Genomic DNA, 25,741 nt, shown 5'->3' on the forward strand with positions numbered 1-25,741 from the left:
GGCTCCGGGAAGTCGGAGCCGCATTGACGAGCTTCACTGCCGCGCCAACCGCGCATTATCCGGCATCGGCAAATTGAAATTCGTCCGGAACGGATTGATATCCAGCCCGCCGCGCCGCGTGTAACGCGCGTACACCGCGAGCCTTTCCGGCTGACATTCCCGCATCACGTCCATGAAAATGCGCTCGACGCATTGCTCGTGAAAACCGGTATGTCCGCGAAACGAAATCAGATAGCGCAGCAAACCCGCGTGATCGATCTGCCCGCCGTAGTAGCGAATCTGCACGCTGCCCCAATCCGGCTGTCCCGTCACCGGGCAATTCGACTTCAGCAGATTCGAATACAACGTCTCGTCGACGGGTGCTTCGCCATGCGTCGCGCTCAACAGTGAAGGATCGGGCATATAGATGTCCGTATCCAGATCGAGCCTGTCGAGCGACAAGCCATCGAACTCTTCCATCGCGAGCTTGCCGAAATCTGCCGGCGCGGCAAGTTGCACCGATACGGTCGCTCCGCAGATCGCCGATACGTCGCGCTTGATGGCCGCGCGCACGTCGTCGATGGAGTCGAACTTCGTCTGCGCGAACGAGCCAAGGTAAAGCTTGAACGACTTCGATTCGACGATATTCGGCGAATCCGCCGGCACGAAGAACGTCGCCACCGCGATCTGCGGCTTGCCGCGCGCGTTCAGCCACGAAAGCTCGTAAGCGTTCCAGATGTCGGTGCCGAAGAACGGCAGCCGCGCGCCGACGCCGATGGCATCGCGCGCGCTCTTGCGCTCTATCGGAAACAGCAGCGACGCATCGTACTGTTCGGTGTAGTGGACAGGCTTGCCGAGCGGAGATTGTTCGGGTGTCATGTTGCGTTCGCTATGCCGCTGAGAACATGCCCGGTCGGACTCACGCCGCGGGCCGATTCACAATGGCGAATTTGATCGTCGAAGAAAAAGTCGGGCTCGAATTCACGCAGGAATTCGCCCTTGTCCAGACCGCCCAGGAACATCGCTTCGTCGATTTCGATGTCCCACGCCATCAACGTCCGGATCGCGCGCTCGTGCGCGGGAGCGGAACGCGCGGTGACGAGCGCGGTGCGGATATGCATGGCCGCCTGCTCGCCTTCATTCGCGGCGGCAATGCGTTGCAGCTTGTTCAGCGCTTCGAGCAGCGGCTTCAACGGTCCGCCCGGCAGCGGCAGATCTTTCTTGTTCGTTTCATGGCCGACGAAGGCGAGCAAACCGTCGGCCTGAAACACGCGCTCGGCTTCATCGGAGAAGAGAACGGCGTCGCCATCGAACGCAATGCGAATTTCATCCGCGTAACGGCTCGCTGCGCGCGGCGTTTCCGGCAGCACGCGCGCGGCGGGAAAACCGGCGGCGAGCGCGTCGCGTACATCGTCTGGATTCGCCGATAGAAATAGCGACGCACGCAGCGGTTTCAAGTAGCTGAAGGGCGAACGGCCGCGCGTAAACACGCCGCGTTCGATCGCCAGTCCATGCTCACGACACGAATGGAACGCGCGCAGGCCGCTGATAGGATCGCTGCGCGAAAGAATCACTACTTCCACGCGCTGCTCGCCCGCATTGAGCGCGAGCAGTTTGCGGATGAGTCCGAATGCCACGCCCGGTTTCGCGGGATTGTCCAGCCGCGAGCGTTGCAGCGCTTCGTAACGCGCGAGATCGCCCGCCTCGAACACGCTGTTTTCTTCCTCGAAGTCGAAGAGCGCGCGCGACGAAATTGCGACGACGAGTTTGTCTTCGAGCGTGAACTTGGACATGAAGTCTCGACTTACGCCAGGAACAGCGTGTAGACGGGGTTCTGCTGCTCGTCCCACCACGGATAACCGAGCGTCGCGAGAAAGCGCTCGAACTCGGCGTTATCCGCCCGCGGCACCTGAATGCCAACGAGAATCGAGCTGTAGTCCGCGCCTTGATTCCGATAGTGGAACAGGCTGATGTTCCAGTCCGGCGCCATCGACGAAAGGAAGCGCATGAGCGCGCCCGGCCGCTCGGGAAATTCGAAACGCAGCAGGCGTTCGTCATGCGCGAGCGGCGAATGGCCGCCGACCATGTAGCGAATGTGCTGCTTCGAGAGTTCGTCGTGCGACAGATCGACCGTCGCGAACCCGTGCTCGATAAACGCCGAGCGCATCTGCACCGTCTCGTTGCGCGACTTGATCTGCACGCCGACGAAGATATGCGCGGCCGCCGCATCCGCGATACGGTAGTTGAACTCGGTCACGCTGCGATCGCCGACGAGTTCGCAAAAGCGTTTGAAGCTGCCGCGTTCCTCGGGAATCGTCACCGCGAACACGGCCTCGCGCGCCTCGCCCACTTCCGCGCGTTCCGCCACGAAGCGCATGCGGTCGAAATTCATGTTCGCGCCGGAAGTCACCGCGATCAACGTCTTTCCTTCGATACCTTCGCGTTCCGCATAGACCTTCGCGCCCGCCACCGCGAGCGAGCCCGCCGGTTCGAGCACGCTGCGCGTGTCCTGGAAGACGTCCTTGATGGCGGCGCAAAGCGCGTCGGTATCGACGGTGATGACTTCATCGAGCAACTCGCTGCACAGGCGGAAGGTTTCCTCGCCGACGAGCTTCACCGCCGTGCCGTCCGAAAACAGGCCGACTTCGCTCAAGGTAACGCGCTCGCCCGCCTCGATGGATTGCGCCATCGCGCAGGAATCCTCGGTCTGCACGCCGATGACCTTGATCTCCGGCCTGATCGCCTTGACGTACGCCGACACGCCCGCCGCCAAGCCGCCGCCGCCTATCGGCACGAAGATCGCGTGAATCGGACCTTGATGCTGGCGCAGGATTTCCATGGCGACGGTGCCTTGTCCGGCGATCACGTCGGGATCGTCGAACGGATGGACGAAGGTGAGGCCGCGCTCTTCTTGTAGTTGCACGGCGCGCGCGTAGGCGTCGCTATACGATTCGCCCGCCAGCACCACTTCGACGGTCGAGCCGCCATGCGCGCGGATCGCGTCGATTTTCACTTGCGGGGTGGTCGTGGGCACGGCGATCACCGCGCGACAGCCGAGCCGCGCCGCCGACAAAGCCACGCCCTGCGCATGATTGCCCGCCGACGCCGTAATGACCCCGCGCGCCAGAACGTCGGCGGGCAGGTTGGCCATCTTGTTGTAAGCGCCCCGAATCTTGAAGGAGAACACCGGCTGGTTGTCCTCGCGCTTGAGGTAGACGGCGTTATGCAGGCGCGCGGACAGACTGCGCGCGGGTTCGAGCTCGCTCTCGCGCGCGACGTCATAGACTCGCGCGGTCAGCACTTTCTTCAGGTAGTCGGGATGTGTCATGCGTCGAAATCGTCGCGCAGGCCGGCTGCGCGCTGCTTTTTGAGGGCGAAAGCATGAATGATAGCGCGGAAGAAGCAGCATTCCGGCTACGACGCCTTATCGCCGACCGACCGGCCGGGAGTAAAAGCGCGGAAAATGCCCGAAACATGTCGCGAACGGGCACGCAAATGCCCCTTCTGCCTGCTAGCCGTCACGAACGGCCTTTTTCGCGATGGGTTAGAATTTCGTTTTACAAATCAGGATCGGCAGATGCACTGGCAGCTTCGGATCGATTTACTGGCGTATGTCCCCCGCGAGCTTCACGCTGCGGCGGAGCGGCATGCGCGCCATGCGCGATCGTGGCGTTGATCCGGGCACATTGAAGGCGCCGTGTCGCATCTGGCTCGTCATTACATCCGTGTCATTGCCGGATTTGCGCGATGCGGCGGCCTTCCTACAGAACAGTCTCATCCAAAAATCTGCGCCCCCACGCGCATCGCCGGTGACTTTGCGCTTCCTGACGCGCTCGCCGGCTCACCGAACCGTCGAACATGAACGCACCTCAAGCCTTCGATCCGAACGGCGCCCATGCCGCCTTGCCGCTCGACGTCGAGCCCCGTCTGCGCGAAATTCCCTATAACTACACGTCGTTTTCCGATCGCGAGATCGTCATGCGGCTGCTCGGCGACGAAGCCTGGGCCGCACTCGACGAACTGCGCGGCGAAAGACGCACCGGCCGCTCGGCGCGCATGCTGTACGAAGTGCTCGGCGACATCTGGGTCGTACGCCGCAATCCGTATCTGCAGGACGATTTGCTCGACAACCCGAAGCGTCGCGTATTGCTCGTCGAAGCGCTGAACCATCGGCTGGCTGAAATCGAAAAGCGCCGTAACGCCGATCTTTCGCAACACGGCGACGACGCAGGCCAGGAACGCGCTGCACGCGTGCAACTGCTGGTCGCGGCCGCGCGCCGCGCCGTGGACGACTTCTCCGCCGAATTCGGCCGCATGGCCGAATTGCGCCGCCGCGCGTCGCGCGTGCTGGGCAAACAGACGCAGAAGGACAACATCAAGTTCGACGGTCTGTCGCGCGTTTCACACGTCACCGACGCCACCGACTGGCGTGTCGAATATCCGTTCGTCGTGCTCACGCCGGACACCGAGGCGGAGATCGCGGGTCTCATCAAGGCGTGTTTCGAGCTCGGCCTCACCGTGATTCCGCGTGGAGGCGGCACGGGCTATACCGGCGGCGCGATTCCGCTCACGCCGTTTTCCGCGGTCATCAACACGGAAAAGCTCGAACAACTCGGGCCGGTGGAGATGACCGATCTTCCGGGCGTCGATCACAAGGTCGCGACCATTTTCTCCGGCGCGGGCGTGGTCACGCGGCGCGTCACGGAAGCGGCGGAGCAGGCGGGCTTCGTGTTCGCCGTCGATCCGACATCGCTCGATGCATCGTGCGTCGGCGGCAATGTCGCGATGAACGCGGGCGGCAAGAAGGCAGTGCTGTGGGGCACGGCGCTCGACAATCTCGCCTGGTGGCGCATGGTGGACCCGGAAGGCAACTGGCTCGAAGTCACGCGCCTCGAACATAACTGCGGCAAGATCCACGACATTCCGGTGGCGCGCTTCCGGCTCGACTGGTTCGACGGCACGCGCGCGCCCGGCGAAAAGCTCCTGAAAACCGAGGCGCTCGATATCGCCGGCCGCACGTTCCGCAAGGAAGGGCTCGGCAAGGACGTCACCGACAAGTTCCTCGCGGGCTTGCCGGGCGTGCAGAAGGAAGGTTGCGACGGGCTCATCACGTCGGCGCGCTGGATTCTGCACAAGATGCCCGCGCATACGCGCACCGTCTGTCTCGAATTTTTCGGCCAGGCGCGCGACGCCATTCCGAGCATCGTCGAGATCAAGGATTATCTGTTCGAGACGTCGAAGGAGGGCGGCGCGATTCTCGCGGGACTCGAACATCTGGACGAGCGCTATCTGCGCGCGGTCGGCTATGCGACCAAGAGCAAGCGCAACGCGTTTCCGAAGATGGTGCTGATCGGCGATATCGTCGGCAACGACGCCGATGCCGTCGCGCAAGCCGCCTCCGAAGTCGTCCGCATGGCGAATGGCAAGAGCGGCGAAGGCTTCGTCGCGGTGAACGCCGAGGCGCGCAAGCGCTTCTGGCTCGACCGTTCGCGCACGGCCGCCATCGCGAAGCACACCAACGCGTTCAAGATCAACGAAGACGTGGTGATCCCGCTCAATCGCATGGGCGAGTACACGGACGGCATCGAGCGCATCAATATCGAGCTGTCGATCAAGAACAAGCTGCAACTGGTCGACGCGCTCGAGGCGTTCTTCAAGACCGGCAAGCTGCCGCTCGGAAAGAGCGACGACGCGAACGAGATTCCGTCCGCCGAATTGCTCGAAGATCGCGTGCAACAGGCGCTCGATTTGATGAAGCGCGTGCGTGAGCGCTGGACTTTCGTCGGCGACAAGCTCGACATGTCCTTGCGCGAGGCGCAGCACTATCTCGTGAATCTCGGCTACGAAGGGCTCGCCGAGAAGTTCGCGGATCGCGTCGATACCCAGCCGGATGCGAGCGTGTTCCACGTCGCGCAAGACCGCACCGTGCGCATCTCATGGAAGACGGAGATTCGCGGCGAATTGCGCCAAATCTTCAACGGCGGCGAATTCAAGCCGATCCTCGACGAAGCGCAGGCCATCCACAAGCAAGTGCTGCGCGGCCGCGTGTTCGTCGCGTTGCACATGCACGCGGGCGACGGCAACGTGCACACCAACATTCCGGTCAACTCCGACAACTACGCGATGCTGCAGGACGCGCATCACGCGGTGGCGCGCATCATGAAGCTTGCGCGTTCGCTGGACGGCGTGATCTCGGGCGAGCACGGCATCGGCATCACGAAGCTGGAGTACCTGACCGATGACGAAATCCGCGATTTCCGCGATTACAAGAAGCGCGTCGATCCGCAGGGGCGCTTCAACGCGGGCAAATTGCTCGAAGGCGCGGACTTGCGCAACGCGTACACGCCGAGCTTCGGCCTGATGGGCTATGAGTCGCTCATCATGCAGCAGTCGGATATCGGCGCGATTTCTGAATCGATCAAGGACTGCCTGCGCTGCGGCAAGTGCAAGCCCGTGTGCGCGACGCACGTGCCGCGCGCGAACCTGCTCTACAGCCCGCGCAACAAGATTCTCGCGACTTCGCTGCTCATCGAGGCGTTCCTGTACGAAGAGCAGACGCGCCGCGGCGTGTCGATCAAGCATTGGGACGAATTCAACGATGTCGCCGATCACTGCACGGTCTGCCATAAGTGCGTGACGCCGTGCCCGGTGAAGATCGATTTCGGCGATGTCACCATGAACATGCGCAATCTGCTGCGCAAGATGGGCAAAAAGAAGTTCAACGCGGGCAACGCGGCGGGCATGTTCTTCCTCAACGCGACGAATCCGCAGACGATCAACGTCGCGCGCACCGCGATGATGGGCGTGGGCTACAAGGCGCAGCGTCTGGGCAACGACATCCTCAAGAAGTTCGCGAAGAAGCAGACGGCCAAACCGCCCGCGACGGTCGGCAAGCCGCCGGTGGTCACGCAAGTGATCCACTTCATGAACAAGAAGATGCCGGGCAATCTGCCTAAAAAGACGGCGCGCGCGCTGCTGGATATCGAGGACAACAAGATCGTTCCGATCATCCGCAATCCGCAGAAAACCACGGTGGATTCGGAAGCCGTGTTTTATTTCCCCGGTTGCGGTTCCGAGCGTCTGTTCTCGCAGGTCGGGCTCGCCACGCAAGCCATGTTGTGGGAAGCGGGCGTGCAGACCGTGCTGCCGCCGGGCTATCTGTGCTGCGGCTATCCGCAGCGCGGCGCGGGACAGTTCGACAAGGCCGAGAAGATCGTCACGGATAACCGCGTGTTGTTCCATCGCGTGGCCAATACGCTGAACTATCTGGATATCAAGACCGTGGTCGTGTCGTGCGGCACCTGTTACGACCAGCTCGCGGGCTATGAATTCGAGAAGATCTTCCCGGGATGCAGGATCATCGACATCCACGAGTTCCTGCTCGAAAAGAACATCAAGCTCGATGGCGTGAAGGGCACGCGCTACATGTACCACGACCCGTGTCATTCGCCGATCAAGACGATGGACCCGGTCAAACTCGTCAACGAGCTGATGGGTTCGCAGCAGGACGGCTACAAGATCGAAAAAAATGATCGCTGCTGCGGCGAGTCGGGCACGCTCGCGGTGACGCGGCCGGACATCTCCACGCAAGTGCGCTTTCGCAAGGAAGAGGAAATGCGCAAGGGCGCGGCGAAGTTGCGCGGCATTCCGCTCGTCGCGGAGGCGGGCGCGAACGCCATCAACATGGCGAACGCCTCGGCCGGTGCGGCGGGCGCGCAGCCGGGTTCGGTGCTGAAAGCGGGCGATGGTCCGCATCCGGACAATGCCGTCACCGACGTCAAGATCCTCACGAGCTGCCCGTCCTGCCTGCAGGGTTTGTCGCGCTACAACGAGGACGCCAACACCGAGGCGGATTACATCGTCGTGGAAATGGCGCGCAAGGTGCTCGGCGAGAACTGGATGGAACAGTATGTCGAGCGCGCGAACAATGGCGGTATCGAGCGCGTACTGGTGTAATAGCGAAATCGGGTTTCGATTCGCTAGAGGTTTGAGATGGACTGTGTGTTTTGCCGTGAAGACGGCGGCGAGGTACTGTGGGCGGACGACGCATTGCGCGTCGTCCTCGCCGATGAGGCCGACTGGCCCGGCTTGTGCCGCGTGATCTGGGGCGCGCATGTCGCCGAAATGTCGGATCTGCAAGACGACGACCGCGCGCGCTTGATGACCGCCGTCAACTGCGTCGAGCGCGCCATGCGGCGCATTCTCGTGCCGGAGAAGGTCAATCTGGCGAGTCTCGGCAATCAGGTGCCGCACGTGCATTGGCACGTCATTCCGCGCTTTTCCAACGATTCCCGCTTTCCTCTGCCCATTTGGGCGCCGCGTCAGCGCACCGTTTCCGAAGCGCAGCTTTCGAAGCGCCGCGCGCAGGCCACCTTGCTGCGCGAAGCCGTGCGCCATGAGCTGAATCAGGTCTTCGGCTCTCCATAAGACAACATCATCAAAAGCCAGGGCTCCCCATGAGCGGACTCACTTCCACGACGCCGATTCCCACCGGCGTCGTCGTGCATTCGAAATCCCGCGTGCTCGAACTGCAATATGCGGACGACACGTCGTATCGCGTGCCATTCGAACTGCTGCGCGTTTATTCGCCTTCCGCCGAGGTTCAGGGCCACGGTCCCGGCCAGGAAACGCTACAAACCGGCAAGCGCGATGTCACGCTGATCGGCGTCGATGCGGTCGGTCACTACGCGCTGCAGCTGAACTTTTCGGACGGGCACAATACCGGTATCTATTCCTGGGACATTCTTCACAACCTGGCGACGCGGCAGGACGATTTGTGGCACGAGTATCTGGCGAAACTGGAAGCTGCCGGCCTCGACCGCGACGCGCCCATGACGGCGAAGGCGTCCGGCGGGCATTGCCACTAAACTCGAACTCAATCCAAATACGCGGCATAACGCCGCGGACCCGGCGCGATGCTTGCGCGGGTACACGACAAACGACAGGCGAGGAATCAGCGCGATGAGCAAGACCCACTTCGGATACGAAACGGTCGACGAGCAGGACAAGGCGAAGAAAGTGGCGGGCGTGTTCCACTCCGTCGCGGGCAACTACGACTTGATGAACGACCTGATGTCCGGCGGACTGCATCGGATCTGGAAGCACTTCACGATCGGGCAGGCGCGAGTGCGGCCGGGCTACAAGGTGCTGGATCTGGCAGGCGGCACGGGCGATCTGGCGATGGCTTTCGCAAGGCAAGCGGGCGAAAGCGGCGAAGTCTGGCACACGGACATCAATGAATCGATGTTGCGCGTCGGGCGCGACCGCTTGGTCGACAAAGGCGTGATTACGCCCGCGCTCCTGTGCGACGCCGAGAAGATTCCTTTCCCGGACAATTATTTCAATGTGGTTACAGTCGCCTTCGGTCTACGCAACATGACCCACAAAGAGCGCGCGCTTGCCGAAATGCAGCGTGTGCTGAAGCCCGGTGGCCGGTTGCTCGTTCTGGAGTTTTCGAAGGTTTGGGAGCCGCTGAAGAAGCCGTACGATATCTACAGTTTCAAGATTTTGCCGTGGCTTGGAGAGAAAGTCGCGAAAGATGCGGACAGCTATCGCTACCTTGCCGAATCCATCCGCATGCATCCCGACCAGGAAACTTTAAAAACAATGATGGAACAAGCTGGCTTGGATCGAGTCGAATATTACAATTTGTCAGGTGGCGTGGTAGCGTTACACGTCGGGACCAAATTTTAGTGTTCCACTCTTAATAGGATTCGAAATGTCCGATTCGCGCATACCCCAATCCCGGGGTTTCCTGAGCAGCATTTTCAGGAAGGCCGGAATCTTGGCGCTCGCTGGCGTTATCACGGTTGGCGCAATCTACACTGAAGATGCAGATGCCCGTCGCATGGGCGGCGGCCGCAGCATGGGCCGTCAGTCGGCAACGGCCACGCAGCAGCATCAGGCGACGCCGCCGTCACAGTCCATGCAGCAAGGCCAGGCCGCGCAAGCTCAGCGCGCACCGGCCGCGCCCGCCGCGGCGGCGGCCGCGCAACCGGCACGTAACCGCTGGCTCGGACCGCTCGCAGGTTTGGCGGCGGGTCTCGGCATCGCGGCGCTGTTGTCGCACTTCGGCTTGGGCGAAGCCTTCGCCGGCGCCATGGCCAATATGATCATCATCGGCTTGATCGTGCTCGCGGCCGTCATGCTGTTCCGCTTTTTCATGCGCCGCCGTCAAGCGAATCAGGGCAACACGCCCGCATACGCCGGCGCTTCGGGCGCGGCGTCGCCTTACGGCGCAATGGCGCGTACCGACTTGAACCAGGAGCCGCCGCAAACGCCGCGTTCCACGAGCCTCGGCGCGACTTATATCGATTCGCCGAACCAGCCGCCGGTGACAAACCCGAACGTGCCGGCCGGCTTTGACACGGAAGCGTTCGTGCGCAACGCAAAGGTCTACTTCGTGCGCCTGCAGGACGCGTGGGATCGCGGCAATGTCAACGACATCCGCGAGTTCACGACGCCCGAAATGTTCGCCGAAGTGAAACTCGACGTCGATGCGCGCGGCAGCACACCGAACCGTACAGACGTCGTGCAACTCAATGCCGATCTGCTCGGCGTCGAAGACCGCGCGAACGAGTATCTGGCAAGCGTGCGTTTCCACGGCCTCATTCGCGAGTCCGAGGGTTCAGCGGCCGAACCGTTCGTCGAAGTGTGGAATCTCTCGAAGCAGAAGACGGGCAACGAAGGCTGGCTGCTGGCAGGTATTCAGCAAGTCAGTTAAGTTGTCGATCCAATTGCGCCCGGTCGAAAGACCGGGGGCGGCGGCCGGTATCACGCCGGTTGCGAAGGTAGAATAGAAACCCGCGCCGGTCACCGCTGGCGCGGGTTTTTTCATCTCAGAGCCGATGACGAACGCAGACGAATCCGCCCGTTTTGCAGTAAATCCTGCCTTCAAGACCGCATCCGGCGCCTTCTCGGCCGTGGTGAACCATCTGCTCGTGCGCGAGCCGTGGGCGCTCGAACGCGTCAAGCCTTACGCCGGCAAGTGCGTCAAGCTGACTTGCGGACCTGTTCCCATCGCGCTCGTGGTGCAACCGGGCGGTCTCTTTGCCGCGACGAGCGAAGGTGAAGCCGGGCGTTTCGATGTCACCATCGCGGTTCCGCTCGACGCGTTGCCCGCGTTCCTGCAAGGCGGCCAGGCGGCCGTGATGAAGCACGTTCGAATCGAAGGCGATGCCGAATTCGCCACGACGCTCGCCAAACTCGCCGAAAACTTGCGCTGGGACCCGGAAGAGGATTTGGCGCGCGTCATCGGCGACGCGCCCGCGCATCGCGTCGGGCGAATCGCGCGGACGGTTCAGGAGCAGGCGCAACGCACCGGCCGCAATCTGCTGGATACGGTCGCCGAATATCTGCTCGATGAACGTCCGCAACTCGTACGCAAAAGCGCGCTCGACGGTTTCAACGCCGAGCTTTCCGCGACGCGCGACGCCCTGGCGCGCCTCGAAAAGCGCATCGAAAGACTGGAAAGACGACAACCGGAACGCGGCGCCTCAGCGCGGCCCGGTGGCGAGTCCGTGCGCGACTCGCGCGAATAACGAGCTGAAGCGAAACCGAATATGCGTTTTCTGCGTTTCCTCAAAATATTCTTCACGATTGTCCGCTTCGGGCTCGACGAGCTGGTGATGAGCGGCATCAACGATCGTCGCGTGCGCTATCTCATGCGCATCACGACGTTCGGCCGCAAATTCGAAGTGGCGCGTGGCATCCGGCTGCGCCTCGCACTGGAAAGTCTCGGCCCGATCTTCGTCAAGTTCGGTCAGGTGTTGTCGACGCGGCGCGATCTGCTGCCCGTCGATATCGCGGATGAACTCGCCAAGCTGCAGGATCAGGTTCCGCCCTTCGATTCGGCGGTGGCAATGGAGATCATCGAAAAATCGCTGGGTGCGCCTATCGAAGTGTTGTTCGACGATTTCGAGCGCGTGCCGGTGGCGTCGGCTTCCATCGCGCAAGTGCATTTCGCGAAAATCAAGCACGGCGAGCACGCGGGCAAGTCGGTCGCCGTGAAGGTGTTGCGCCCCGGCATGCTGCCGGTGATCGATTCGGATCTCGGATTGCTGCGCGATGCCGCGACGTGGGCCGAACGCCTGTGGCCGGACGGACGGCGGCTGAAGCCGCGCGAAGTCGTCGCCGAATTCGACAAGTATCTGCACGACGAACTCGACCTCATGCGCGAAGCCGCCAACGGCAGTCAGTTGCGGCGCAATTTCGCGGGTCTCGATCTGCTGCTCGTGCCGGAAATGTACTGGGATTTGTCCGCGCCCACGGTGCTCGTGATGGAGCGCATGGTCGGCGTGCCGATCAGCCAGGTTGAAACGCTGCGCGCGGCGGGCGTCGATATTCCGAAGCTGGCGCGCGAAGGCGTGGAGATTTTCTTCACGCAAGTGTTCCGCGATGGCTTCTTTCACGCCGACATGCACCCCGGCAATATCCAGGTGAGCCTCGATCCGGCAACCTTCGGGCGCTATATCGCGCTGGACTTCGGCATCGTCGGGGCGCTGTCGGACTTCGACAAGAACTATCTCGCGCAGAACTTTCTGGCGTTCTTCAAGCGCGACTATCATCGCGTCGCCACGCTGCATCTGGAATCCGGCTGGGTGCCACCGAGCACGCGCGTCGAGGAACTGGAAAGCGCGATCCGCGCCGTGTGCGAGCCGTACTTCGATCGCGCGCTCAAGGATATTTCCCTCGGTCAGGTGTTGATGCGGCTTTTCTCGACGTCGCGTCGTTTCAACGTCGAGATTCAGCCGCAACTCGTGCTCTTGCAGAAGACGATGCTGAACGTCGAAGGCCTGGGCCGTTCGCTCGATCCTGAACTCGATCTGTGGAAGACCGCGAAGCCGTATCTCGAACGCTGGATGAACGAACAGATCGGCTGGCGCGGCTGGTACGAACGTCTGCAGTTAGAAGCGCCGCAATGGAGCAAGACTATTCCGCAGTTGCCGCGCCTGATTCATCACCTTCTGGCCGAGCATCACGACGCGCCCAAAGGCAGCAGCGACGAAACCATGCGCCTCTTGCTAGCGGAGCAAAAGCGCACGAACCGCTTGCTGATTACGCTGCTCGCGGTCGGACTCGTTGCCATGGCGGGTGCGGGCGTGGTTATCGCCCAGTTGTGGCTGGGGCACGGCGGATGAGCGATCCCAACGTCCCAACTTTCGATCATCGCGATCCCAATTCGCCTGATTTCTGGGACGAACGCTTCGACCGGCGTTTCATGCCGTGGGATCAGGCGGGCGTTCAGGAGGCGTTCAAGGCGTTTGCGGCGTCGCGCGCTCTGCACAATGTGCTGATTCCCGGTTGCGGCAGCGCGTATGAAGCGCTTTATCTGGCCGAGCGAAGCTGGACGGTGCGCGCGATCGACTTCTCGCCGGTCGCCGTCGCAACGGCACGCGCGCAACTGGGCGCGTATGGGAAAAACGTCGAAGAGGCGGATTTCTTCGCGTATCAGCCGCCGTTTTCGCCCGCGTGGATCTACGAGCGCGCGTTTCTTTGCGCGCTGCCGAAAAACTGCTGGGGCGATTACGCGCAGCGCATGGCCGATTTGCTCGAATCCGGCGCGCTTCTCGCGGGCTTCTATTTCCTCGGCGCGACGCCGAAAGGCCCGCCGTTCGGCATCGAACGCGATGAACTTCACGCGCTTCTTACGCCGCACTTCGAACTCATCGACGAGCGGGAAGTTCGAGACTCCATTCCCGTATTTGCCGGACGCGAACGCTGGATGACCTGGCGGCGCGCTTGAAATTCGGCATCGACGCCTCCATTTAGCGGCAGGAAGTCGTAGCCGGAAACCCCCGAAAATCGCGGGTCAAAATCCGTTTGCGGCTATAATTCAAGGCTTTGCAAGCGTCGACAGATCATTGTAGGGATAGCACCATGCCGATTTACGCGTACCGCTGCGCCTCCTGCGGCCACGAAAAAGACGTGCTTCAGAAAATGAGCGACGCACCGCTCACGCAATGTCCCGCTTGCGGACAGGCCACGTTTTCGAAACAGGTCACTGCCGCCGGATTCCAGTTGAAGGGTTCGGGCTGGTATGTCACCGATTTTCGCGGCGGCAATAACGGCGGCAAGGCCAAGGACGCGGCGGCGCCCGCCAAATCGGAGAACGGCTCTTCGGATGCGCCCGCGGCTTCGTCGGAAGCTGGCAGTTCAAGCAATGCAAACGCTTCGAATGACGCCGGCGCGAAGGCGTCGTCCTCGGAAGCGTCGAAGCCCGCAAGCAGTACGCCTTCTTCCGGCACATCCACGTCGGGCGCGGCCTGAGCGGCTGAACGCAAGAGCGCGGCCATTGCGCGATATGCATGCCGTCCGGCATCTCCGGGCGAATATCGCTGTCGCGCTCGTCGATTCGGGCATCCGCCAGCCGTTTCCAACTGAAACGGTGCAACCTTCGGCTAAGACCTTAGCGACTACAACGTGACGACAAAAAAGACTACGCTGAAATCCGTGTTTCTGACTGGCCTGCTCGTGCTGGTGCCTTTGGCCATCACGCTGTGGGTGCTCGGCCTCGTCATCGGAACCATGGATCAGACGCTGCTCCTGTTGCCCGAATCATGGCAGCCCGAGCGCATCTTCGGTTTCCATTTGCCTGGACTGGGCGCGGTACTGACCATCGCGTTCATTTTTATCGTCGGCTTGCTGACGCAGAACTTCATCGGGCAGAAACTCGTATTGTGGTGGGACGCCATCGTGCGCCACATTCCGGTGGTCGGCCCGCTGTACACGAGCGTGAAGCAAGTGTCGGACACGCTGCTTTCGTCGAGCGGCAATGCGTTTCGCAAGGCGTTGCTCATCGAATATCCGCGCAAGGGCTCCTACACCATCGGGTTCCTGACGGGCATTCCGGGTGGCGACGTCCTGAATCATCTGGAGGGCGATCACGTGAGCGTCTATGTGCCGACCACGCCGAATCCGACCTCCGGCTTTTTTCTGATGATGCCGAAAAGCGAAGTCGTCGAACTGGATATGACCGTCGACGCCGCACTGAAGTACATCGTCTCGATGGGCGTGGTAGCCCCGGCGCCGAGCGCACCGATCCCGGTCGCGCCTGCCCGCCGCCCCACCGAGCCGCCGATGTAATGCCGGCACGCGCGCCAAACGTGAGTCAGTCAGTCAATCAAGAACATGACCACAGCGCGCGAGCCGTTGATCAACGAACAACGAAAGACACAAACATCATGTCGATGCGATCTGAATACTGCGGTCTGGTGACCGAGGCCCTGCTGGGCCAAACCGTTTCGCTGTGTGGCTGGGTGCATCGCCGCCGCGATCACGGCGGCGTTATCTTCATCGACTTGCGCGATCGCGAAGGGCTCGTTCAGGTCGTCTGCGACCCGGACCGCGCCGATATGTTCAAGGTGGCCGAAGGCGTGCGCAACGAGTTCTGCGTGCGCGTTCAGGGCGTGGTACGCAACCGTCCGGAAGGCACGATCAATACCAATCTGACGAGCGGCAAGATCGAAGTGCTGTGCCACGAGCTGACCGTGCTGAACGCATCGGTCACGCCGCCGTTCCAGCTCGACGACGACAACCTCTCCGAAACCACGCGCCTCACGCATCGCGTGCTCGACCTGCGTCGTCCGCAGATGCAGAAGAACCTGCGTTTGCGTTATCGCGTGGCGATCGAAGTGCGCAAGTATCTCGACGCACAAGGTTTCATCGACATCGAAACGCCGATGTTGACCAAGAGCACGCCCGAAGGCGCGCGCGATTACCTGGTGCCGTCGCGCGTGAACGCGGGCCAGTTCTTCGCGCTGCCGCAATCGCCGCAATTGTTCAAGCAATTGCTGATGGTCGCGAACTTCGACCGTTACTACCAGATCACCAAGTGTTTCCGCGACGAAGACCTGCGCGCCGACCGTCAGCCGGAATTCACGCAGATCGACTGTGAAACCTCGTTCCTGACGGAACAGGAAATTCGCGATCTGTTCGAGAACATGATTCGCCACGTCTTCAAGGAGACGATGGACGTCGCGCTGCCCGAGAAATTCCCGGTCATGCTGTACTCGGAAGCCATGCGTCGTTTCGGCTCCGACAAGCCCGACCTGCGCGTGAAGCTGGAATTCGCGGATCTCACCGACGCGGTGAAGGACGTCGACTTCAAGGTGTTCAGCATGCCCGCCAACTCGAAAGACGGCCGCGTGGCCGCCTTGCGCGTGCCGAAGGGCAGCGAACTTTCGCGTGGCGATATCGACGGCTACACGGAATTCGTGCGTATCTACGGCGCGAAGGGTCTTGCGTGGATCAAGGTCAACGACAAGGCGCGTGGTCGTGACGGCCTGCAGAGCCCGATCGTCAAGAACCTGCATGACGCAGCGCTCGCAGCCATTCTCGAGCGTACCGGCGCGCAAGACGGCGACATCGTTTTCTTCGCGGCGGATCGCGCGAAGGTCGTGAACGACAGCCTCGGCGCGCTGCGCCTGAAGATCGGTCATTCGGAATTCGGCAAGTCCACGGGTCTGCTGGAAACGGGCTGGAAGCCGCTGTGGGTGATCGACTTCCCGATGTTCGAATATGACGAAGGCGAGAACCGTTACGTGGCCGCGCATCATCCGTTCACGAGCCCGAAGGACGAGCATCTCGAATATCTCGAAACCGATCCGGGCCGCTGTCTCGCGAAGGCGTACGACATGGTTCTAAACGGCTGGGAAATCGGCGGCGGCTCGGTGCGGATCTTCCAGGAAGACGTGCAGAGCAAGGTGTTCCGCGCGCTCAAGATCGGCGCTGAAGAAGCGCGCCTGAAGTTCGGCTTCCTGCTCGACGCGTTGCAGTACGGCGCGCCGCCGCATGGTGGCATTGCGTTCGGTCTGGATCGCATCGTCACGCTGATGTCCGGCGCCGATTCCATCCGCGACGTGATTGCGTTCCCGAAGACGCAGCGTGCGCAGGACTTGCTCACGCAAGCGCCGAGCGAAGTGGACGAGCGCCAGTTGCGCGAGTTGCATATTCGCTTGCGTCAGCCGGAGCAGAAGGCGCAGTAACGCGCGTTCGCTACAGCACGATGAAGAAGGCGCCAAGTGCGCCTTTTTCCGTTTTTGCGTTACAGTCATTCGCCATAGAGGCACACAATGAAACGCGCGCATAAATCGTCATGCTCAAGCCGCCGAAAATCCCTGAATCCGTACTCGTCGTCATTCACACGCCAACGCTCGATGTGCTCATCATCGAACGCGCGGATCACGAGGGCTTCTGGCAGTCCGTGACGGGTTCGAAGGACCGAATCGACGAGCCGCTTGCCGAGACCGCCGCGCGCGAAGTGCAAGAGGAAACGGGGATTGTGATCGGCAGTCCGCTCGTGCCGGAGAACGCGTTGCTCGACTGGAATCACAGCATTCAGTACGAGATTTATCCGCGGTGGCGGCATCGCTATGCCGAAGGCGTCACGCACAATACCGAACACCAGTTCAGCCTGCTCGTGCCGCACTGTCTCGAAGTGACACTCGCGCCGCGCGAACACACTTCACACTTGTGGCTGCCGCTGCGCGAAGCCGCGGATCGCTGCTTCTCGTGGTCGAACCGCGAAGCCATTTTGCAATTGCCCGAGCGCCTCGCGGCGCATAGCCGGTGATGGACATTCGCCCGCGACGCAAATTCAAGCGGCTGCGCGAGGCGCTTTTCTCGGGCCGTCGGCCGTCGCGTCTGTGCTTCACGTCGGGCAATCACGTTCGTATCTTCAAGGGCGGCGTGCAGTTCTTCCCGGCGTTGATAGAGCGCATCGACAATGCGCGCACGTCGGTGTCGCTGGAAACGTATATCTTCGCCAACGACGACATCGGCCGCGCCGTCTCCGATGCGCTCGTGCGCGCGGCCCAACGCGGCGTGACGGTGCGCGTGATCACCGATGGCATAGGCACCGACAGCAAACTGCCGATGTTCACGCTCTGGAAGGAAAGCGGCGTCGAGCATCGCATTTACAATCCGCATCTTCTGTTCGGGCCGCAAGGATGGTCGCGCACGCATCGCAAGCTCGCGATCGTCGACGAGACCTACGCGTTTTGCGGCGGCATCAATATCGTCGACGATTACGATCAGAACGGCACGCGCCTCGAACAACCACGCTGGGACTTCGCGATGGAAGCGCAAGGTCCGGTAGTGAAGGACGTAGGCGAAGCGATCGATTTGCAATGGCAACGTATTCGTCTTGGCGTGAAACCGCGTCAGCCGCGCCAGCCGGGATGCGAGCCCGAGCCGCAGCAAAGCCGCTGGAGCGCGCGCCGTTCGATGCGCGCGCGCAAACGCGCCCAGCTCGGCGAAATCCACGCGGTCGATCAGCCGTGCGTCGCTTTCGTCGCGCGCGATAATTTATTGAACCGGCGAGCTATCGAGAAGGCGTATCTGCGTGCCATCTCGCATGCGGAAAGCGAAGTGCTGCTCGCGAATCCGTACTTCATGCCTGGACGCAAACTGCGGCGTGCGCTCGTGTATGCGGCACGGCGCGGCGTGCGCGTTTCACTGCTGATTGGCCGCAAGGAATTCGTGGCGCTCGACTACGCCACGCCGTTTCTCTATGGCAACCTGCTCAAGCACGGCGTGCGTATCGCCGAATATGAGAAAACCATGCTTCACGGCAAGGTCGCCGTCGTGGATTCCGACTGGGCAACCATCGGCTCCTCCAATTTAGACGCGCTCAGTCTCGTCTTGAACAACGAGGCCAACATGGTGCTCGTGAATCACCCGGAAATCGCCGGTTTGCACGACGCCATCCTCAACGCCTTCGACGAAGGCCGTCCTATCGACCAGAAGCATTACGCCGCGCGCCCCGTCACCGAGCGCATGCTGAGCTGGTTCGCCTACAACACTTATCGTCTGATGATGAAAGTCATCACGATCGGTCAATACGACTGATCACTACGAATTTGGCTCTCGATTCGTGTAGATTGCTGCTGATCAGCAGCAAATTGTTCCTTCATGCACCGCAACATGCCCGGTTCAGAAAATGGGAACTCGGGCAGTCACTAGCATGCAGTTATCAATTAAAAAGGGACAATCGAGCGGCTAATGTTGAGACTTATCCTATTGACGTTGGCGGAGGGTTAGAAACGGTTTTCTAATAATTTTCTTGTTTCATTGGCGACTGGCCATAATAATAGAACGGCCGTTCGTTTTAAATCGGGTCACGAGAGGACGGTAGAGACATCATGCGAAAAGGCGAACAGACGCGGGCCGCGATTCTCGACGCAGCGCTTGAATTGGCGAGCCGGGACGGGCTGGAAGGGCTAACCATCGGGTTGCTGGCCGAGCGGATGCAAATGAGCAAGAGCGGAGTGTTTGCGCATTTCGGATCGCGCGAAGATTTGCAGGTCGAAGTGGTACGCGAGTATCACCGCCGCTTCGAGGACGAAGTGTTCTTCCCGAGCCTGCGAGAGCCGCGCGGATTGCCGAGGCTGCGCGCCATGATGGATCGCTGGATGGAAAAGCGCATCCAGGAGGTGACCACGGGCTGCATCTATATCAGCGGCGCGGTGGAATACGACGACCGCGCGGCGAGCGCCGTGCGAGAGCAACTGGTAAGCAGCGTGACGACCTGGCGAGAGGCGCTCTTGCGCGCAATACGCCAGTCGAAGGACGAGGGGCATTTGAAGCCGGATACCGATCCGCAACTGATGCTCTTCGAGTTGTACAGTTTCACGCTCGGCCTGCATCACGACGCGCGCTTCCTTCACTTGCCGGAAGCCGTGCAACTGACGCGGGATGCGCTGGAAAAAACGATCGATTCGTATCAGTCGCCGGAATCGACCGCGCGCGTGCACAGCAGTATCGCGGCAAGCGTGGGCGCCACGGCGACTTTAGCTTCACCACAACCCGATAGCCGTTAGCGGCGCCGCACGAATCGCACAACGGTTTGGCGGCGCCTGACGAGAAGCCCGAAGAAACTGGAGAGACTCATGGGACAGTACGCCGCCCCGTTGCGCGACATGCAGTTCGTACTGCACGAATTGCTCGATGTCGAAGCAGAACTGAAGAACATGCCGAAGCACGCCGATCTCGACGCGGACACCATCAATCAGGTGCTCGAAGAAGCCGGCAAGTTCTGCGCCGAAGTCGTCTTTCCGCTCAACCAGAGTGGCGACCGCGAGGGTTGCACGTATGAAGGCGATGGCGTCGTGCGCACGCCCGCCGGTTTCAAGGAGGCGTATCGCCAGTATGTCGAGGCGGGCTGGCCCGCGCTCGGCTGCGATCCCGAGTTTGGCGGACAGGGCTTGCCCGCGTTCGTGAACAACGCGCTCTACGAAATGCTCAACTCCGCGAATCAGGCCTGGACGATGTACCCCGGCCTCTCGCATGGCGCGTATGAATGTCTGCACGCGCATGGCACGCCGGAGCAAAAGAGCACGTATCTGTCGAAGCTCGTTTCGGGCGAATGGACCGGAACGATGTGTCTGACCGAGCCGCATTGCGGCACCGACCTCGGCATTCTGCGCACGAAGGCCGAGCCGAACGGCGACGGTTCCTTTGCGCTCACCGGCACGAAGATCTTCATTTCAAGCGGCGAGCACGACATGGCGGAGAACATCGTCCATCTCGTGTTGGCGCGTCTGCCTGGCGCACCTGCCGGCACCAAGGGCATTTCGCTTTTCATCGTGCCGAAGTTCGTGCCGGACGCGAACGGCGCACTGGGCGAACGCAATGGCGTCAAGTGTGGATCGATCGAACACAAGATGGGCATCCACGGCAACGCCACCTGCGTGATCAATCTCGATGGCGCGAAGGGCTGGCTCGTCGGCGAAGAGAGCAAGGGCTTGAACGCCATGTTCGTGATGATGAACGCGGCACGCCTGGGTGTCGGCATGCAGGGTCTTGGTCTCACCGAAGTCGCGTATCAGAACTCGCTCGTCTATGCAAAAGAGCGCTTGCAGATGCGCTCGCTCACCGGTCCGAAGGCGCCGGAGAAGGCGGCCGATCCGATCATCGTGCATCCGGACGTGCGGCGCATGCTGCTCACGCAAAAAGCCTATGCCGAAGCGGGGCGCGCGTTTGCTTATTGGGCGGCGCTCAATATCGACAAGGAACTTTCGCACGCGGATGAAGCGGCGCGTCGCGAGGCGGCGGATTTCGTCGCGTTGCTCACGCCCGTCATCAAGGCGTTTCTCACCGATAACGCGTTCGAAGGCACGAACATGGCCATGCAGATTTACGGCGGTCATGGCTTCATCTCCGAATGGGGCATGGAGCAGTACGTGCGCGATGCGCGCATCAACATGATCTACGAAGGCACGAATTCCATTCAGGCGCTCGATCTGCTCGGCCGCAAGATTCTCGGCGACATGGGCGCGAAGTTGAAGCGCTTCGGCAAGCTGGTCGCGGATTTCGTCGAGGAAGAGGGCGTTAAGCCGGAGATGCAGGAGTTCATCAATCCGCTCGCGGATATCGGCGACAAGGTGCAGAAGCTCACCATGGAGATCGGCATGAAAGCCATGCAGAATCCCGATGAAGTGGGCGCGGCTGCGGTGCCGTATCTGCGTACGGTCGGGCATTTGGTGTTTTCTTATTTTTGGGCGCGGATGGCTCGGGTGGCGCTCTATAACGCTTCTTCTGACGATGCTTTTTATAAGGCCAAGCTCGCTACTGCGCGGTTTTACTTCGCCAAGCTGCTGCCCGAGACAGCCTCTACTATTCGTGCTGCTCGCGCGGGGGCCAAGCCTATGATGGATTACGACGAGGCTTTGTTTTGATTTGTTTTAGGGGAGCCTGTGCTGCTTTCGTGCGGTTACATGCAGTAGCCGCCTCCCCGGCGGAGGGGTAACTTTCTTTGCAGCAGCAAAGAAAGTCACCAAAGAAAGCAGCTTCTGAACCCGCTTCTGAAGCACAACTGGTTCCCCGCTATTCACCACAAACCCTTTGAGCGCTCCCAATGTCCAACGCCTCAGGTTCATCTCAGGGCGAGCCCGCCTTCTGAAGAACAACCGGTTTCCCGCTATTTATCACAGGCCCATTGAGCACTTCCAATGACTAACGTGTTTTGTTCATTAGTTTTGGCGCTCATTGGGTAGCGCGCAGCCATTCGATACAAGTCGCGCACAACCCCTTTTTTTGGAGGCTTATTCGTGGGCACTCTCAACATTCGCAAAGTCGCCGTGCTCGGCGCCGGCGTAATGGGCGCGCAAATCGCCGCGCATCTGATCAACGCTCGCGTACCCGTGCTGCTATTCGATCTGCCAGCCAAGGAAGGTCCCAAGAACGGCATCGCGCTCAAAGCCATCGACAATCTCAAGAAGCTCTCGCCCGCGCCGCTCGGTATCAAGGACGACGCGAACTTCATCGAGCCGGCTAACTACGAAGACGATATCGCCAAACTCGCCGAGTGCGATCTCGTCATCGAAGCCATCGCCGAACGCATGGACTGGAAGCACGATCTCTACAAGAAGGTCTCGCCGCACATCGCGCCGCACGCCATCTTCGCAAGCAATACGTCCGGCCTCTCGATCACGGAACTGTCGAACGGCTTTTCGGATGAACTCAAGGCGCGCTTCTGCGGCGTGCATTTCTTCAATCCGCCGCGCTACATGCATCTGGTCGAACTTATTCCGACCGCAACCACGCAACCGCATATCCTCGATCAACTCGAAACTTTCCTGACGAGCGTGGTCGGCAAGGGCGTGGTGCGCGCGAAAGACACGCCGAACTTCATCGCGAATCGTGTCGGCGTGTTCTCGATTCTCGCCGTGATCGCCGAAGCGGAAAAGTTCGGTCTGCGCTTCGATCAGGTCGATGACCTCACGGGTTCGCGTCTCGGTCGCGCCAAGTCCGCCACCTTCCGCACCGCGGATGTCGTCGGTCTCGACACGATGGCGCATGTCATCAAGACGATGCAGGACAACCTGCCGGACGATCCCTTCCTGCCCATCTACGCCACGCCGCCCGTGCTCGCGAAACTGGTGGAAAACGGCGCACTCGGCCAGAAGACGGGCGCCGGTTTCTATCGCAAGGAAGGGCGCGCGATCAAGGTGCTCGATCCGAAGACCGCGCAATACGTCGATGGCGGCGCGAAGGCCGATGAACTCGTCGGCCGCATTCTGAAGCGTCCGCCCGCCGAGCGCTTCAAGCTGCTGCGCGAGACGGACAATCCGCAGGCACAGTTCCTCTGGGCCATTTTCCGTGACGTGTTCCACTACATCGCGGTGCATCTCGAATCGATCGCGGATAACGCGCGCGACGTCGATCTCGCCATTCGCTGGGGCTTCGGCTGGAATCAAGGGCCGTTCGAAAGCTGGCAAGCCGCGGGCTGGCAGCAGATCGCGAAGTGGGTGCAGGAAGATATCGATGCAGGCAAGGCGCTCTCGAAAGCGCCGCTGCCCGCGTGGGTGCTCGACGGTCCCGTCGCGGAAAAAGGCGGCGTGCATACGAGCGAAGGTTCGTGGTCGCCGCGGGAACGCCGCTTCGTGCCGCGCTCGAGCTTGTCCGTGTACGAGAAGCAAGTATTTCGCGCGCCGCTCGTCGGCGAGACCGGCGCCGATCCCAAGACCTTCGGCAAGACGCTCTTCGAAACCGAAAGCGTGCGCGCCTGGCTCGATGACGAGCAAAGCGATGTCGTCATCGTGTCGTTCAAGACGAAGCTGAACACCATTGGCCCGGGCGTGATCGACGGTCTCACGCAAGCCATCGAACTCGCCGAGAAAGCGTATCGCGGCGTGGTGATCTGGCAGCCGACTTCGCTTGCGCTCGGCGCGCCGGGCGGTCCGTTCTCGGCGGGGGCGAATCTCGAGGAAGCCATGCCCGCGTTCATGATGGGCGGCGCGAAGGGCATCGACCCGTTCGTGAAGAAGTTCCAGCAAGGCATGTTGCGCGTGAAGTACGCGAATGTGCCGGTCATCGCGGCCGTGTCGGGCATCGCGCTTGGCGGCGGTTGCGAGTTGCTGCTGCATTCGGCCAAGCGCGTGGCGCACGTCGAAAGCTATATCGGTCTCGTCGAAGTAGGCGTGGGTCTCGTGCCTGCGGGCGGTGGCCTGAAGGAAGCCGCGTTGCGCGCCGCCGATGCCGCGAACGCCGTCAACGCAACGACCGATCTGCTCAAGTTCCTGCAGAAGTCGTTCGAGAACGCCGCGATGGCGAAGGTTTCCACCTCCGCTTTCGACGCCCGCGCGATGGGTTATCTCAAGCCCACGGACACCATCGTCTTCAACGTGCACGAGTTGCTCGACATCGCGAAGAAGGAAGCGCGCGCGCTCGCCGATACCGGCTACCGTCCGCCCTTGCGCGTGAGACAGGTGCCGGTGGCGGGCCGCTCGGCGATTTCGACCATCAAGGCGTCGCTCGTCAACATGCGCGATGGCCGCTTCATCAGCGAGCACGACTATCTGATCGCGAGCCGCATAGCGGAAGCCATGTGCGGCGGCGATGTCGAAGCCGGCAGTCTCGTCGATGAAGAATGGCTGCTTGCGCTCGAACGCCGCGCGTTCGTCGAGTTGCTCGGCACGCAGAAAACGCAGGAACGGATCATGGGCATGCTGCAGACCGGCAAGCCGGTTCGTAACTGAACACGCGACCTATTGGAGCTGCAAATGATGAGCAAGCAATTGCAAGACGCATATATCGTCGCCGCGAGCCGCACGCCTATTGGCAAGGCGCCGCGCGGCGTGTTCAAGAACACGCGCCCGGATGAACTGCTGGTCCACGCCATCCGCTCGGCTGTGGCGCAAGTGCCCGGACTCGACACGAGCGTGATCGAAGACGCGATCGTCGGCTGCGCCATTCCCGAAGCCGAGCAAGGGCTGAACGTCGCGCGCATGGGCGCCTTGCTCGCGGGTCTGCCGAACACGGTCGGCGGCGTGACGGTGAACCGCTTCTGCGCATCGGGTCTGACGGCGCTCGCGATGGCCGCGGACCGCATCCGCGTGGGCGAATCCGACGCGATGATCGCAGGCGGCTGCGAGTCCATGAGCATGGTGCCGATGATGGGCAACAAGCCGTCGCTGTCGCCGCATATCTTCGATCGCAATGAGGACGTCGGCATTGCGTACGGCATGGGGCTGACCGCCGAGCGCGTGGCCGAGCGCTGGAAGGTGAGCCGCGAGGCGCAGGACGCGTTCGCGGCGGAGTCGCATCGGCGTGCGTTGGCGGCGCAAAAGGCGGGCGAATTCGCCGATGAAATCGCGGCTTACACGCTCAACGAACGCTTCCCCGATCTCGCTTCGGGCGAAGTGCGCGTGAATGCCCGTGAGATCGCGCTCGACGAAGGTCCGCGCGCCGATACGAGCGTCGAAGGTCTCGCGAAGCTGCGCGCGGTGTTCGCGAACAAGGGCTCGGTGACGGCGGGCAACAGTTCGCAAACTTCCGACGGCGCGGGCGCGTTGATCGTCGTGTCGGAGAAAGTGTTGAAGCAATTCAACCTCACGCCGCTCGCGCGCTTCGTGAGCTTTGCAGTGCGCGGCGTGCCGCCGGAGATCATGGGCATCGGGCCGAAGGAAGCGATTCCCGCTGCATTGAAGGCCGCCGGTCTCAAGCAGGATGACATCGACTGGATCGAACTCAACGAGGCATTCGCGGCGCAGTCGCTCGCGGTGATTCAGGACCTCGGGCTCGATCCGTCGAAGGTCAATCCGCTCGGCGGCGCGATTGCGCTCGGGCATCCGCTCGGCGCGACCGGCGCGATTCGCGCGGCGACCGTCGTACATGGCCTGCGCCGCCGCAATCTGAAGTACGGCATGGTGACGATGTGCGTCGGCACCGGAATGGGCGCTGCCGGCATCATCGAGCGGCTGTGATGACGTGGTCCGCCAGCGCGTCGAGCGTTGGCGGACCATACGACAGGAGACGGAAG

The 25,741-nt window shown here is 61.5% G+C and carries 20 protein-coding genes; 17 read left to right on the forward strand and 3 right to left on the reverse strand.

Translation table 11 applies throughout. The features are described from left to right. Positions 1–33 precede the first annotated feature (33 nt). The 3 genes from queF to ilvA are packed head-to-tail and all read right to left on the reverse strand — an operon-like array spanning position 34 to position 3,388. A complete protein-coding gene (queF, locus tag NCR40_RS01315; protein ID WP_244826952.1) occupies positions 34–858 on the reverse strand; it encodes an NADPH-dependent 7-cyano-7-deazaguanine reductase QueF in 825 nt (274 codons plus the stop codon). Continuing rightward, the gene (locus tag NCR40_RS01320; RefSeq protein ID WP_250462936.1) at positions 855–1,772 is read right to left on the reverse strand and encodes a 5'-nucleotidase; all 918 of its coding nucleotides are present in this window, start codon (positions 1,770–1,772) and stop codon (positions 855–857) included. Before NCR40_RS01320 ends, queF begins: the two co-directional genes overlap by 4 nt. A gap of 11 nt (positions 1,773–1,783) precedes the next feature. Continuing rightward, positions 1,784–3,388: a threonine ammonia-lyase, biosynthetic gene (gene ilvA, locus NCR40_RS01325; RefSeq protein ID WP_284507680.1), complete on the reverse strand. Its 1,605-nt coding sequence runs from the start codon at positions 3,386–3,388 to the stop codon at positions 1,784–1,786. Positions 3,389–3,837: 449 nt separating this feature from the next. On the opposite strand from ilvA, the gene NCR40_RS01330 reads away from it, so the two are divergent. The 17 genes from NCR40_RS01330 (at position 3,838) to NCR40_RS01410 (ending at position 25,685) form a co-directional block, all read left to right on the forward strand. Then, positions 3,838–7,935: a DUF3683 domain-containing protein gene (locus NCR40_RS01330; protein ID WP_250508546.1), complete on the forward strand. Its 4,098-nt coding sequence runs from the start codon at positions 3,838–3,840 to the stop codon at positions 7,933–7,935. Between the two features lie 36 nt (positions 7,936–7,971). Then, the gene (locus NCR40_RS01335) at positions 7,972–8,406 is read left to right on the forward strand and encodes an HIT family protein (RefSeq protein ID WP_250508547.1); all 435 of its coding nucleotides are present in this window, start codon (positions 7,972–7,974) and stop codon (positions 8,404–8,406) included. Positions 8,407–8,435: 29 nt separating this feature from the next. Next, positions 8,436–8,846: a gamma-butyrobetaine hydroxylase family protein gene (locus NCR40_RS01340; protein WP_250508548.1), complete on the forward strand. Its 411-nt coding sequence runs from the start codon at positions 8,436–8,438 to the stop codon at positions 8,844–8,846. 94 nt (positions 8,847–8,940) lie between these two features. Further along, positions 8,941–9,672: a bifunctional demethylmenaquinone methyltransferase/2-methoxy-6-polyprenyl-1,4-benzoquinol methylase UbiE gene (ubiE, locus tag NCR40_RS01345; protein WP_244826958.1), complete on the forward strand. Its 732-nt coding sequence runs from the start codon at positions 8,941–8,943 to the stop codon at positions 9,670–9,672. 25 nt (positions 9,673–9,697) lie between these two features. Continuing rightward, entirely contained in the window at positions 9,698–10,702 is a 1,005-nt protein-coding gene (locus NCR40_RS01350; RefSeq protein WP_250462948.1) for a Tim44 domain-containing protein, read from the forward strand. Between the two features lie 124 nt (positions 10,703–10,826). Continuing rightward, positions 10,827–11,519: a ubiquinone biosynthesis accessory factor UbiJ gene (locus NCR40_RS01355; RefSeq protein ID WP_244826960.1), complete on the forward strand. Its 693-nt coding sequence runs from the start codon at positions 10,827–10,829 to the stop codon at positions 11,517–11,519. A gap of 21 nt (positions 11,520–11,540) precedes the next feature. After that, positions 11,541–13,118, forward strand: a complete 1,578-nt coding sequence (ubiB, locus tag NCR40_RS01360; RefSeq protein ID WP_250462951.1) for a ubiquinone biosynthesis regulatory protein kinase UbiB — start codon at positions 11,541–11,543, stop codon at positions 13,116–13,118. Continuing rightward, positions 13,115–13,723, forward strand: a complete 609-nt coding sequence (locus tag NCR40_RS01365; protein ID WP_250508549.1) for a class I SAM-dependent methyltransferase — start codon at positions 13,115–13,117, stop codon at positions 13,721–13,723. The genes ubiB and NCR40_RS01365 overlap by 4 nt, the downstream gene beginning before the upstream one ends. Before the next feature lie 134 nt (positions 13,724–13,857). Then, entirely contained in the window at positions 13,858–14,247 is a 390-nt protein-coding gene (locus tag NCR40_RS01370) for an FmdB family zinc ribbon protein (RefSeq protein ID WP_250462957.1), read from the forward strand. Positions 14,248–14,400: 153 nt separating this feature from the next. Then, positions 14,401–15,063: a DUF502 domain-containing protein gene (locus NCR40_RS01375; RefSeq protein ID WP_244826964.1), complete on the forward strand. Its 663-nt coding sequence runs from the start codon at positions 14,401–14,403 to the stop codon at positions 15,061–15,063. A gap of 98 nt (positions 15,064–15,161) precedes the next feature. Beyond that, positions 15,162–16,964: an aspartate--tRNA ligase gene (aspS, locus tag NCR40_RS01380; protein WP_250491765.1), complete on the forward strand. Its 1,803-nt coding sequence runs from the start codon at positions 15,162–15,164 to the stop codon at positions 16,962–16,964. A 110-nt stretch (positions 16,965–17,074) separates the two neighbouring features. After that, a complete protein-coding gene (gene nudB, locus NCR40_RS01385; RefSeq protein WP_250462963.1) occupies positions 17,075–17,551 on the forward strand; it encodes a dihydroneopterin triphosphate diphosphatase in 477 nt (158 codons plus the stop codon). After that, complete coding sequence (locus NCR40_RS01390) at positions 17,551–18,828, forward strand: phospholipase D-like domain-containing protein (RefSeq protein WP_250508741.1); 1,278 nt, start codon at positions 17,551–17,553, stop codon at positions 18,826–18,828. Before nudB ends, NCR40_RS01390 begins: the two co-directional genes overlap by 1 nt. 293 nt (positions 18,829–19,121) lie before the next feature. After that, complete coding sequence (locus tag NCR40_RS01395) at positions 19,122–19,799, forward strand: TetR/AcrR family transcriptional regulator (protein WP_244826967.1); 678 nt, start codon at positions 19,122–19,124, stop codon at positions 19,797–19,799. A gap of 69 nt (positions 19,800–19,868) precedes the next feature. Beyond that, entirely contained in the window at positions 19,869–21,656 is a 1,788-nt protein-coding gene (locus NCR40_RS01400) for an acyl-CoA dehydrogenase C-terminal domain-containing protein (RefSeq protein ID WP_250508550.1), read from the forward strand. 372 nt (positions 21,657–22,028) lie between these two features. After that, on the forward strand, positions 22,029–24,458 hold the full coding sequence (locus NCR40_RS01405; RefSeq protein WP_250462968.1) for a 3-hydroxyacyl-CoA dehydrogenase/enoyl-CoA hydratase family protein: 2,430 nt from the start codon (positions 22,029–22,031) through the stop codon (positions 24,456–24,458). Positions 24,459–24,485: 27 nt separating this feature from the next. Beyond that, positions 24,486–25,685: an acetyl-CoA C-acyltransferase gene (locus NCR40_RS01410; protein WP_250508742.1), complete on the forward strand. Its 1,200-nt coding sequence runs from the start codon at positions 24,486–24,488 to the stop codon at positions 25,683–25,685. Positions 25,686–25,741 lie beyond the last annotated feature (56 nt).

The organism is Caballeronia sp. GACF4, assembly GCF_023631025.1.
Classification (GTDB): domain Bacteria; phylum Pseudomonadota; class Gammaproteobacteria; order Burkholderiales; family Burkholderiaceae; genus Caballeronia.

Bases quoted from the DNA above. Each gene is read 5' to 3' on its own strand.
- NCR40_RS01395 (WP_244826967.1), top strand. From the start codon at position 19,122: ATGCGAAAAGGCGAACAGACGCGGGCCGCGATTCTCGACGCAGCGCTT.
- NCR40_RS01410 (WP_250508742.1), top strand. From the start codon at position 24,486: ATGAGCAAGCAATTGCAAGACGCATATATCGTCGCCGCGAGCCGCACG.
- NCR40_RS01390 (WP_250508741.1), top strand. From the start codon at position 17,551: ATGGACATTCGCCCGCGACGCAAATTCAAGCGGCTGCGCGAGGCGCTT.
- NCR40_RS01370 (WP_250462957.1), top strand. From the start codon at position 13,858: ATGCCGATTTACGCGTACCGCTGCGCCTCCTGCGGCCACGAAAAAGAC.
- NCR40_RS01320 (WP_250462936.1), bottom strand. From the start codon at position 1,772: ATGTCCAAGTTCACGCTCGAAGACAAACTCGTCGTCGCAATTTCGTCG.
- NCR40_RS01335 (WP_250508547.1), top strand. From the start codon at position 7,972: ATGGACTGTGTGTTTTGCCGTGAAGACGGCGGCGAGGTACTGTGGGCG.
- NCR40_RS01400 (WP_250508550.1), top strand. From the start codon at position 19,869: ATGGGACAGTACGCCGCCCCGTTGCGCGACATGCAGTTCGTACTGCAC.
- ubiE (WP_244826958.1), top strand. From the start codon at position 8,941: ATGAGCAAGACCCACTTCGGATACGAAACGGTCGACGAGCAGGACAAG.
- ilvA (WP_284507680.1), bottom strand. From the start codon at position 3,388: ATGCTGCTTCTTCCGCGCTATCATTCATGCTTTCGCCCTCAAAAAGCA.
- ubiB (WP_250462951.1), top strand. From the start codon at position 11,541: ATGCGTTTTCTGCGTTTCCTCAAAATATTCTTCACGATTGTCCGCTTC.
- NCR40_RS01330 (WP_250508546.1), top strand. From the start codon at position 3,838: ATGAACGCACCTCAAGCCTTCGATCCGAACGGCGCCCATGCCGCCTTG.
- nudB (WP_250462963.1), top strand. From the start codon at position 17,075: ATGCTCAAGCCGCCGAAAATCCCTGAATCCGTACTCGTCGTCATTCAC.
- NCR40_RS01350 (WP_250462948.1), top strand. From the start codon at position 9,698: ATGTCCGATTCGCGCATACCCCAATCCCGGGGTTTCCTGAGCAGCATT.
- aspS (WP_250491765.1), top strand. From the start codon at position 15,162: ATGTCGATGCGATCTGAATACTGCGGTCTGGTGACCGAGGCCCTGCTG.
- NCR40_RS01340 (WP_250508548.1), top strand. From the start codon at position 8,436: ATGAGCGGACTCACTTCCACGACGCCGATTCCCACCGGCGTCGTCGTG.
- queF (WP_244826952.1), bottom strand. From the start codon at position 858: ATGACACCCGAACAATCTCCGCTCGGCAAGCCTGTCCACTACACCGAA.
- NCR40_RS01355 (WP_244826960.1), top strand. From the start codon at position 10,827: ATGACGAACGCAGACGAATCCGCCCGTTTTGCAGTAAATCCTGCCTTC.
- NCR40_RS01365 (WP_250508549.1), top strand. From the start codon at position 13,115: ATGAGCGATCCCAACGTCCCAACTTTCGATCATCGCGATCCCAATTCG.